The 9952-nt window shown below is 74.8% G+C and carries 11 protein-coding genes; 5 read left to right on the top strand and 6 right to left on the bottom strand.

Annotated elements, in window-relative coordinates:
• Positions 1 to 55: 55 nt before the first annotated feature.
• Together ACIQOV_RS12315 and ACIQOV_RS12310 are read right to left on the bottom strand one after the other, a co-directional pair.
• Complete coding sequence (locus tag ACIQOV_RS12315) at positions 56 to 1396, bottom strand: streptophobe family protein (protein ID WP_401047841.1); 1341 nt, start codon at positions 1394 to 1396, stop codon at positions 56 to 58.
• A gap of 208 nt (positions 1397 to 1604) precedes the next feature.
• Positions 1605 to 2048 (bottom strand): winged helix-turn-helix transcriptional regulator, encoded by a 444-nt coding sequence (locus tag ACIQOV_RS12310; protein ID WP_380552351.1) that lies wholly within the window; start codon positions 2046 to 2048, stop codon positions 1605 to 1607.
• A gap of 134 nt (positions 2049 to 2182) precedes the next feature.
• On the opposite strand from ACIQOV_RS12310, the gene ACIQOV_RS12305 reads away from it, so the two are divergent.
• Positions 2183 to 3424 (top strand): MFS transporter, encoded by a 1242-nt coding sequence (locus ACIQOV_RS12305; protein ID WP_401047838.1) that lies wholly within the window; start codon positions 2183 to 2185, stop codon positions 3422 to 3424.
• 22 nt (positions 3425 to 3446) lie between these two features.
• Here the strand turns inward: ACIQOV_RS12305 and ACIQOV_RS12300 are convergent, their stop codons facing one another.
• Positions 3447 to 3881, bottom strand: a complete 435-nt coding sequence (locus ACIQOV_RS12300) for a DUF4259 domain-containing protein (RefSeq protein WP_401047835.1) — start codon at positions 3879 to 3881, stop codon at positions 3447 to 3449.
• 121 nt (positions 3882 to 4002) lie between these two features.
• Between ACIQOV_RS12300 and ACIQOV_RS12295 the strand changes: the two genes are divergently transcribed.
• Both ACIQOV_RS12295 and ACIQOV_RS12290 read left to right on the top strand, forming a co-directional pair.
• Positions 4003 to 4830, top strand: a complete 828-nt coding sequence (locus ACIQOV_RS12295) for a nucleotidyltransferase domain-containing protein (RefSeq protein ID WP_401047833.1) — start codon at positions 4003 to 4005, stop codon at positions 4828 to 4830.
• Entirely contained in the window at positions 4827 to 5159 is a 333-nt protein-coding gene (locus ACIQOV_RS12290; RefSeq protein WP_401047830.1) for a hypothetical protein, read from the top strand. The genes ACIQOV_RS12295 and ACIQOV_RS12290 overlap by 4 nt, the downstream gene beginning before the upstream one ends.
• Before the next feature lie 22 nt (positions 5160 to 5181).
• On the opposite strand, the gene ACIQOV_RS12285 is transcribed toward ACIQOV_RS12290, so the two are convergent.
• Both ACIQOV_RS12285 and ACIQOV_RS12280 read right to left on the bottom strand, forming a co-directional pair.
• Positions 5182 to 6792: an LCP family protein gene (locus ACIQOV_RS12285; RefSeq protein WP_401047827.1), complete on the bottom strand. Its 1611-nt coding sequence runs from the start codon at positions 6790 to 6792 to the stop codon at positions 5182 to 5184.
• Complete coding sequence (locus ACIQOV_RS12280; protein WP_401047825.1) at positions 6785 to 7399, bottom strand: DUF6542 domain-containing protein; 615 nt, start codon at positions 7397 to 7399, stop codon at positions 6785 to 6787. Before ACIQOV_RS12280 ends, ACIQOV_RS12285 begins: the two co-directional genes overlap by 8 nt.
• Before the next feature lie 267 nt (positions 7400 to 7666).
• Between ACIQOV_RS12280 and ACIQOV_RS12275 the strand changes: the two genes are divergently transcribed.
• Positions 7667 to 7873, top strand: a complete 207-nt coding sequence (locus ACIQOV_RS12275; RefSeq protein ID WP_359902610.1) for an antitoxin — start codon at positions 7667 to 7669, stop codon at positions 7871 to 7873.
• A gap of 71 nt (positions 7874 to 7944) precedes the next feature.
• Positions 7945 to 8637: a lytic transglycosylase domain-containing protein gene (locus ACIQOV_RS12270; protein ID WP_401047822.1), complete on the top strand. Its 693-nt coding sequence runs from the start codon at positions 7945 to 7947 to the stop codon at positions 8635 to 8637.
• A 13-nt stretch (positions 8638 to 8650) separates the two neighbouring features.
• On the opposite strand, the gene galE is transcribed toward ACIQOV_RS12270, so the two are convergent.
• Complete coding sequence (gene galE, locus ACIQOV_RS12265; RefSeq protein WP_401047819.1) at positions 8651 to 9667, bottom strand: UDP-glucose 4-epimerase GalE; 1017 nt, start codon at positions 9665 to 9667, stop codon at positions 8651 to 8653.
• Between the last annotated feature and the right edge of the window lie 285 nt (positions 9668 to 9952).

Genomic DNA, 9952 nt, shown 5'->3' with positions numbered 1-9952 from the left:
CCCCTCGCCGCCGAGATCGCCGCCCCCCGCTTCCGTGCTCCTCGCCCGGCGCCCCTCACCGCGGATCCGCCGGCAGCTCGCCGCGGTGTCGCACCCGGGTGGCGAGCAGGGCGCCGAGCGCGCCGGTCAGCAGACCCCAGCCCGCCGCGAGCGGCACCGCCGTCCACAGCACCGGGCGCAGGGTGAGGCTGCCGCCGCCCAGCGCGGCCAGCGGGTTGTCGGCGCCGAGCACGGCGCCCAGCAGGTCTCCCAGACCGCCCTGGCCGAGGCCGACGCCGAGCACGGAGAGCCCGTAGGCGGCGTCCACCCGGCTCCACAGGCCCACCAGCAGCATGGTGACGGCGGTGGCGAGCGCGAACCGGACGGCGTGCTGGCGGAGCCGGACGGTGCGCGGCGCGCTGCGGGCCGCCAGGAAGGCGGCCGCGAGCAGCAGGACGGCGGCCAGCGGCAGCAGCCACCAGCTGGCGGCGCCCTGCTCGGCGAGGGTGTCGAGGTCGACGGTCGCCTGCCCGCCCCCGGGGGCGCGCAGCACGGCGCCGAGCGCCTTGGGGACGGGCAGGCCGAGCGTACCGACCAGCCGACCGTGCCACTCGGCCCCGAGTCCCAGGCCGAAGGCCGGCCAGGCCAGGTTCGGCAGCGCGAGCAGCACCACGGCCAGGGTCTGCCGGGCGTCGCCGTGCACGATCGCGGTCAGCACCCCGGCCACCGCACCGATCGCCAGGTACGCCAGCAGGACCAGCCAGAGCGCCGAGGCGGCCGGACGGACGGCGAGTTGGTGGCGCACCAGCCCGGGCGGCAGCGGGGCCCGCCGGGACACCGCGAAGGTGAGCGCGAGCACCAGCAGCAGCCAGGCCAGCCCGATGCCGACGGTGGTCGGGCCGTCCGCGTGGAAGCCGACCTCCGGGGTCAGCCCGAGCGCTCCGCCGATCGACTCCGCCAGGTCACCGCCGAGCGGGACGACGAAGCTGTGCCGGGCGCCGAGGGTCAGCAGCACCAGGGCGAGCGCCCAGAGCAGCACCGTCCGGCCGATCCGCCCGAGCAGTTCACCGCCGCTCGCGACCGCACGGAAGCGCAGCCCGCGCAGGAACACCTCGGCCATCGCGACCGCTCCGGCCACCGAGACACTCAGCGGCATCGCGCTGATCCCGGCCCCGACGGCCGCGAAGTCTCCCGCGCCGCCGTCGAGTCGGACGGTTCCCCCGACCGCGAGCGCGAGCGTCGCGGCCAGTACGGCGGGGAAGCCGCCGTCCGGGAGGTCGTCGGCGCCGGCCAGCCAGAGGCCGAGCGCGGCCACCGCCGCCATCGCGACCAGTCCGGCCAGCACGACGGCGAGCGCCTCCAGCCAGCCGCGTACGGCGCCGGGCGGGCCCGCGACCCGGGTGGTGGGCTGCTGCATGCCGCCTCCTCGTCGCTCGCGGGCCGTTCCGGGGCCCGGGGCGGGCGGGGCCTGGGCTCGATCGGCCCGATCGAGCCCCCGGCCGGCGCCCGGTGAGGTTTCCAGGGTGACCGACGACCGGCGGGCACGCTCGGCGACGCCCCGCACACCCGCTGTTGCGACGGGCGGGGCGGCGGGAGCGGCGGACGGGACGGCGGCGGCGGCGCGCCTAGGGCAGCAGCACCCTCGTGTCCTCGGGGCCCAGCACCCGGCCGTCCGCCGCGTGCACCTCGACCGGCGCGACGGGCGCGCCGGAGTCACGGTCCACCAGTCGCGCCCGGGGCTCACCCTCCTCGAAGAACCATTGGTCGCCCCACTGGCGCAGCGCCGTGATCACCGGGAACAGCGCGCGCCCCTTCTCCGTGAGCACGTACTCCTGGTACGGGCTGCCGTCGGCGGCTGGCGCGAGGTCGAACACGCCGTTGGCGACCAGGTTGGCCAGGCGGGTCGACAGGATGTTCTTGGCCAGGCCGAGGTTCCGCTGGAACTGCCCGAAGCGGCTCAGCCCGTCGAAGGCGTCACGGACGATCAGCAGCGTCCAGCCGTCGCCGACGACGTCGAGCGGACGGGCGACCGGGCAGGCCGATTCCTCGTGCGTGGTGCGTTTCGGCACTTCTCCCACCTCTCAGCCCTCACCGGTCGGCGCCCAGCCTACCGACCAGGACGTGGTTGCTTATTAAAACCAGGCTATGCCATGGTGTCGCGGTAGCACTTTGAAACCACCGTGCCCTTCGAGGGAGCCCGCCCATGACCTCTCCCGCCCGCACAACCGCCTCCACCACGGCCACCACCGCGGACACGCCCGGCATCCCCGGCGGAGCCCCGTCGCGCGGCCTGTCACCCGCCGTCGCCTGGCTGCTCTCCGTCGCCTGCGGCCTCGCCGTGGCCAACGTCTACTACTCGCAGCCACTGCTCGACCTGATCGCCCGGGACTACGGCATCGACCCGGCGACCATCGGCCTGGTCGGCACCCTCACCCAGACGGGCTACGCCCTGGGCCTGCTGCTGCTCGTGCCGCTCGGCGACCTCGTCAACCGCCGCACCCTGATCACCTCCCAGCTCGGCCTGTCCGTCCTCGCCCTCCTCGCCGTCGCACTCGCCCCCTCCGGTCCGCTGTTGCTCGCCGCGATGGCCGCCGTCGGCGTCCTCGCGGTCGTCGCCCAGGTGGTCGTCGCCCACTCCGCCCAACTCGCCGCCCCGGCCGACCAGGGCCGGGTGGTCGGCACCGTGACCAGCGGCATCGTGATCGGCATCCTGCTCGCCCGAACCGTCGCCGGAACCATCGGCGACCTGGCCGGCTGGCGGGCCGTCTACCTCGTCTCCGCCGTCGCGACCGCCGCCATGGCCCTCGCCGTCGCGGCCGCCGTCCCCTCCGAACGGCACCGCACGGCCGAGCGGATCGGCTACCCGCGCCTGGTCGGCTCGGTGTTCGCGCTCTTCGCCCAGGAGCGCGTGCTCCGCACCCGGTCCGTCCTCGCCCTGCTCGGCTTCACCTCCGTCACCGTGCTGCTCACCCCGATGGTGCTCCCGCTCGCCGCACCGCCGTTCAACCTCAGCCACACCCAGATCGGGCTCTTCGGCCTCGCCGGCGCCGCCGGAGCGCTCGGAGCCGGGTACGCCGGCCGTCAGGCCGATCGCGGCCGGGCCGAACGCACCGCCGGAATCGGCCTGGTGGCCATGCTGGTCGGCTGGCTCCCGGCCGCACTGCTGCCGCACTCGGTCTGGTGGCTGGTGCTCGCCATGGTGGTGATCGACTACGGCCTGCAGTCCCTCCACGTCGCCAACCAGCACCTGCTCTACCAGCTCCGCCCCGAGGCGCGGAGCCGCCTGACCGCCGGCTACATGCTGCTCTACTCCGCCGGGTGCGGCGCGGGCGCGATCCTGTCCACCGTCGTCTACGACCACGGCGGCTGGACGGCCGTCTGCCTGCTCGGCGCCGCCACCAGCCTCACCGCGCTCGGCTACTGGTGGACGGCGGCCCGCACGTGACGGCCGATCGCCCCGGGCCCGCTCAGCTCCCGGCCACCGGCGCGTCCGCCGACGCCGCCGCGGCCAGGACCGCCCGCAGCTCCAGGATGCCCTCGCGCCAGGCCGGACCGCTCTCCGTCTCGTCCCACAGCTCCGCGAGCTCCGACTCCGCCGCCACCACCCGGTCGAGCGCCGCCACCGCGAGCGGGCGCAGCTCGGCCGCGAGCGGCGGTATCGGCTCCTTCGGCCCGTAGGCCGTGGTCACCGCCGCCCCGCCCGGGCACTGCGCCGCCACCAGCGCGGCGGCGGCGACCGCCTCCACCGCCTCGTCGGAGTCCAGGAACTCCTCCGCCCCGACGGCGCACAGCAGCGCGGACCGGAGCAGCGCCTCGCGCTCGCCCGGCGCCGCGTCGTCCAGACCGCCGCCGAAATCCGCCGCCGAGTCGTTGTCGAAGTGCCCGATGTCCCAGGTGCCCATGCCGATCCCCTCACGCCTCTCGTGTTCGTGTGCGTCGCATGCTTGCACGCCCCACTGACAATCCGCCGGGCCGTCGGATAATCGCTGGTCACCACCGGTGGGAGTGGGGCAGAGTGCCCCCATGACCACCACTCAGGGGCTGGACCGGGACGGCTGCATCGCACGGGAGGGCTCGCTGGACCGCGTGCCGCCCGCGTTCGCGCCGGTGGTCACCGCCGCCCGCGAGCGGATCGCCGCGGCCTTCGGCCCCGACCGGCTGCACAGCGCCTACCTCTACGGCAGCGTCCCGCGCGGCACCGCGACCCCCGGCGTCTCCGACCTCGACCTGCTGCTCGCCCTGCACCACGCGCCCACCGCCGCGGACCGGGCCGGGGCCGACGCCCTCGAAGCCGCGCTCGACGGCGAGTTCGCGCAGGTGAACGGGGTCGGCGTGGTGCTCGCCGGCACGGACACCCTGCTGAGCGAGCTCGAACGCCACGACCTCGGCTGGTTCGTCGCCTGTCTCTGCACCCCGCTGCTCGGCGAGGACCTCGCCGCCCGGCTCCCCCGCTACCGCCCCACCCCGCTGCTCGCCCGGGAGACCAACGGGGACCTCGCCCTGTTCCTGCCGCGCTGGCGCGAACGCCTGGCCGCCGCCGACACCGCGGCCGACCCCGAGGCCGAACTGCGCCGCCTCGCCCGCGCCGTCTCCCGCCATCTCGTCCGCACCTGCCTCACCCTGGTCATGCCCCGCTGGGGCGGCTGGACCAGCGACCTCGCCGCCTCCGCCGAGGTCTTCGCCGGCTACTACCCCGAGCGGGCCGCCCAGGCGCGCCTGGCCGTCACCGTCGCCCGCACCGCCGCCACCACCGCCGACCGGGCCGCCCTCACCGTGCTGGTCGACGACCTGGGCCCGTGGCTCGCCGCCGAGTACGCCGCCGTCCACGGCGTGAAGGCGCCCCGCCCGTGACGGCGCCGGAGCACCCGCTGCTCCGGGAGGTCTTCCCGGACCTGCTCGGCGAACTGGTCGACCTCCTGGAGGAGGAGGGCGAGCACGAACTGGCCGTCGCCGCCCGGAGCCTGCGGCTGGTCGCCGAGTGCGGCTGCGGTGACGGCTTCTGCCAGAGCTTCAGGACGGAACCGCGCCCGGACGGTCAGCCCTACGGCCCGGACCACCGGTGCGTCCCACTCTCGCCGGCCCACGGCATGCTCGTCCTGGACGTCGTCGGCGGGCGGATCGTGTACGTCGAGGTCCTCGACCGGGAGCCGCTCCGGGACACCCGCCCCGACCGGGGCTGAACTCCCCGCCGCCGGCCGGGACTCAGTCCACGCACGGGATCCCGCCCGCCTTCACCGCCGGGCCCTGCATCGGCAGCCCCGCCGCCGGGTCGGCGGAGGGATCGCCGGCCGCGGCGGCCGGGGGGACGGCCGTCGGCGCGGGGGTGCGGGAGACGGCGAGGGTGAGCAGGATGCGCCCCGCGGGGACGGCCGACGAGAAGAAGGCGTTCACCCCGTAGCGGGCGGCGAGGTGTTGTGCGTCGGTCTTGGCCCCGGACCCGTACGCGACGGTGGTGGCCCGGGTCCTGGCCGGGGCGTCGCCGATCCGGCCCGCCTGGTAGCCGAGTTCGGCCAGCGCCCTGGACTCGTCGGCCGCCGCGCCCGCCCCCGCGGTCGCGTTGACGTCGACCACCGCCTTGGGCGCCGTGCTCGGGGTGGCGGAGGGCGACGGGGTCGGTTCCCCCGGCCCGTCCCCGGGCGGCGCGGCGGCCGGCGGGGCCGGCGCCGGCTCGTGGTTGAAGAGCTGCCGGACGATCTTCCTGATCAGGTCCGGGTTGACGGTGTTGACCTCCTGCCCGCCGACCGTCCTGAAGCCGCTGATCGGCAGGGTGTTGAACTCCACGTTGCCGCCGGTCAGGTTGGGCGCCTGCTGGGCGAAGTCGAGGATGTTCCACTCGTTGTCGATGACCACGTCCTTCTTCACCACCGCGAACAGCTTCTGCATCTGCCCGAGGTCGTTCAGGATGCCCTGCTGCTTGAGCTTGTACTCGACGGAGGAGAGGAACGCCTGCTGCCGGTGGGTGCGGTCGAGGTCGCCGTTGGTGAGGTGGTGGCGCTGGCGGACGAAGGAGAGTGCCTGCGCGGCCTTGAGGGAGCTGATCCCGGCCGGGAGCTTGAGGCCGGTGCCGCCGCCCTCGTGGGTGGCGGTCCGGGCGATGATCGGGTCGTCCACCGGGTGGTTGAGGCAGACCTGGATCGGCTCGACCGCCTTGGCGATGTCGTAGAAGCCGATCAGGTTCACCTCCGCGAAGTGGTCGATCGGGACGTCCAGGAGGCTCTGCACGGTCTGGATGGTGGCCGAGCGGCCGGCCTCGCGGCTCTGCCGCTCCAGCAGCGCCTTGGAGAGCCCCTTGCCGGCCAGCTTCTGCTCGGCGGCCTCCTTGGCGATGCCGTACGCCTCCTTGATCTTGTGCATCCTCCCGTCCGCGCCGACGGTCTGCACGTAGTCGTCGCGCGGGACGGAGAGCGCGGTGACCTTGCCGCCGTTGGCCGGGATGTGCAGCACGATCAGGGCGTTGGTGTTGTACCCGCCGATCCCGCTGGAGCCGGCGTGCAGTTCGTCCTCGACGAACTGCTTGGGCAGGTCGTTGCCGTCCATGTCCTTGCGGCTGTCCAGGCCGATCAGCAGCAGGTTGACGGACTTGTCGAGGTGCGGCGGGGCGTTCTTCTTGGCCTCGCTCAGCGCGGAGGACTTGACCATGCCGTCGTCCAGGCTGCGGTACTCGTACCAGGTGAAGCCGCTGGCGCCGAGCACGGCGACCGAGACGGTGCAGGCCAGGGTGCGCCCGGCGACGGTCAGCGGGGCGGCGGCGCGGCGCGCGGCCTGCCCGCGCTGACCGCGGCCGCCGGTACGGCTGTTGCCGCGCTCAGCCACGGCGGCCCCTTCCGACCGGGGCGGCCGTCCGGCCGGTTCGTCGGCGCTGCGGCACCACCCGGCGGCGGGTCGGCACGGCGCGGACCGCGACCACGGCGAGCGCCACCGCGACGGCCGCGGCCATCACCGGGAAGGCCCCGACCACCCAACGCAGCGCGCCGGTGCCGAGGTTCTTCCCCTGGTACGTCCCGGGGTGCGCGAGGTACTCGACGCCCGAGGCGGTGAGCAGCACCACGACCGGCGCGGCCGTCACCACCCACCACCGGCCCGTCCGGCTGCACAGCAGTGCGGCGGCCGCCGTCCCGAGCACCGAGCCCACCGCGAAGAGGAGGCTGACGCCCGGTCCGTCGACCTCGTCCGCGACCGCCCCGAGCAACGGCAGCCCGACCGCCGAGAGCACGGCCGCCGTCCCGCCGCGACGACGCGCCTGCTGGCGACGGCGGGCCGCCCCGGGGCGCGGTGTCCGGGCCGCCCCGGGCGCCGCGGGGCCCGCGGGGCTCCCCGGACCGCCCGCACCGGCCGCCCGGGAGCGCTGCGCGGGCAGGGCGCGGTCCTCGGTGCGCGGTCCCGCGTCCTGGTACGGCGTTCTCGCCCGCTGACCGGCCATGCGCACTTCCCTCGATCGTTGCGGCCGCGGCGGAGCGATCGCGCCGCCGCGCGTGCCGGGACGCCTTCGGTCCTGGTGGCGTCCTGGTGGGGACCCCACCCTCTACATCGCTGTAGAAGATGGCCTGAGCATACGAACCCATTTCAGCAAAGTCATCCGCCGTCACCCGGCGGCGACGAACCGCCTGGTGGGCCATCGTTAGGATGGTCACGATCCCCGCCACGTCGGCACACCATCAGGAACGCATCAGAGGAGCAGAGCGTCACCATGTTTGAGAGTCTGAAGAACCTCGCGGACAAGGCCACCGACCTCGCCCGCGAGCACGGCGACGTGATCGGGCAGGGCCTGGACAAGGTCGGCGACGCGATCGACGACCGCACGGACGGCAAGTACAGCGGGCAGATCGACACCGGCGTCGAGAAGGCGAAGGACTTCCTGCGCAACCTCGACGGCGACCAGAAGCCCGCCGAGTAACCTGCCGCAGGGAGCGATCAGCCGCACGGCGCTCGAACGGGCGCACGGGCGAACGGGGAGGGGCGGCAGCCGTGAGCGAGGAGAAGAAGGGGTCCGGCCGGGGACGCTGGCTGGTGATCGGCGTCGTGGTGGTGGCCGGACTGGGTCTCGTCCGCGGCAACGGCCACGACGGCGCGGCCTCCGCCGACCCCTCCCCGACCGCCGCCTCCGGCCCCTCCCCGGGCGCCGCACCGTCGGCCGGCTCCTCCGCTCCGCCGTCGAAACCCTCGAAGCCCTCGGGCCGCTACGACCCGGCCGACTACGCGGCACCGGTCCGCCAGTACGCCGCCGAGGCCGGGGTCAACCCGCAGCTGCTGATGGCGATCCTCTACAACGAGGCGTACAAGCCGCACGACCCCGAACTCGAACGGGCCTGGCAGCGCGGCAAGCCGGACGCCTCGTTCGGCATCGCCAACATGCACCGGGCCGCCTTCGACGACACCAAGCCCGGCCGCCCGTTCGCCTCCCGGCAGTGGGAGGAGCTCCCGGACGACCGGAACCTGGCCGTCCAGGCGGCCGCCTGGCACCTGCACGACCTCGCCGCGCAGCTGCCCGCCCGCCCGGGCGTGCCGCTCACCCGGGACGAGCTGGTCGCCCTCGGCTACAACGCGGGCGCGGGCAACATGCTGGCCTTCGCCCGGGGCGTCAGGATCGGCTCCCAGGCGCAGTCCTACCTCGACCGGCTGCGCGACAACTGGTCGAAGTCCGGCGAGGCCGTGGCCTGACAGCCTCCGGCGGTCAGCTGACGCCGATCCGGGCGGACCAGACCCTCCGCCAGGCCAGCGCGTCGGCGACCCCCTCGGCGATGCCGCGCCGCGGCTGCCAGCCGAGCAGGTCCCGTGCGGTGTCCACGACGGCGTAGCAGCCGATCACGTCCCCGGGCCGCGGGCCCGCCTCCCGCACCTCCAGGCCGGTGCCGACGGCCTGTTCGAAGGCGGCGATCAGTTCCCGCACAGTGGTCCCGTCCCCGGTGCCGACGTTGATCACCCGGTAGCGGTCCGCCACGCCCGGGGCGATCACCTCGTCGAACCGGAGCAGCGCCGCGACGTGCGCCTCGGCGAGGTCCTGGACGTGGATGTAGTCGCGGATGCCGGAGCCGTCGCGGGTCGCCCAGTCGGTGCCGGTCACGGTGAACGGGGTGCCCGTGGTGTGCGCCTCGATCAGCTTGCCGAGGGCGTGGGTGGGCCGGAGGTCCTGGAGGCCGGTGCGCAGCTGCGGGTCGGCGCCGATCGGGTTGAAGTAGCGCAGGGCGATGACCCGCTGGCGCTCGGCGCCCTCGCCCCGGGTCCAGTCCTGGAGGACCTGCTCCATCATCTGCTTGGTGCGCGCGTACGGGCTCCCGGCGTCGACCGGGCTGCTCTCGTCGACCCGGGCATCGGGGGTGGAGGCGTAGATCGAGGCGGAGCTGCTGAAGACGACCCTGGTGCAGCCGTGGCGCTGGAGGGCCTCCAGGAGTTCGACGGTCTTGGCGACATTCTCCCGGTAGTAGTACAGCGGCTTGGCCACCGACTCCGGTACGACGATCTTCGCAGCGCAGTGCACGGTGGCGTCGATGTCGGGGTGCTCGGCGAAGATCCGGTCGAGCAGGGCCGCGTCGGCGATGTCGCCCCGGTAGAAGACCCGGTCCGCGACGAACTCGGTCCGGCCCCGGGACAGGTCGTCCAGCACGACCGGGGTGATCCCCCGGTCGAGCAGGGCGGAGGCGACGGTGCTGCCGATGAAACCCGCCCCGCCGGTGATCAGGACCTTCTTCATGCGCGGACGCTCCCTTGCGCTCGTCCGGGCGCCCGGTGGCGCCCGGTGACCGGAAGGGACGTCGGTTCGCACCCGGCCGGTTCCACCGCGGGTGCGTCCCCGTTCCCGGGGCGGGCGGTTCCGGGCGGCTCAGCCCCGGTGACGGCGCAGCCAGAGCCCGGTGGCGACCAGGACGACGGCCGCGCAGGCGGTGCCGATGGCCGCCCAGGCGGTGGCGTCGGAGGTGGTCGCGTGGGCGGGGCCGGGCGAGGCCTCCCGGGCGGAGACGGGGGCGGCGGTGGTCCC

It is taken from the genome of Kitasatospora sp. NPDC091257 (genome assembly GCF_044757675.1).
Taxonomy (GTDB): Bacteria; Actinomycetota; Actinomycetes; order Streptomycetales; family Streptomycetaceae; genus Kitasatospora; species Kitasatospora lactacystinica.
This window is presented reverse-complemented; position numbering and strand designations above follow the sequence as displayed.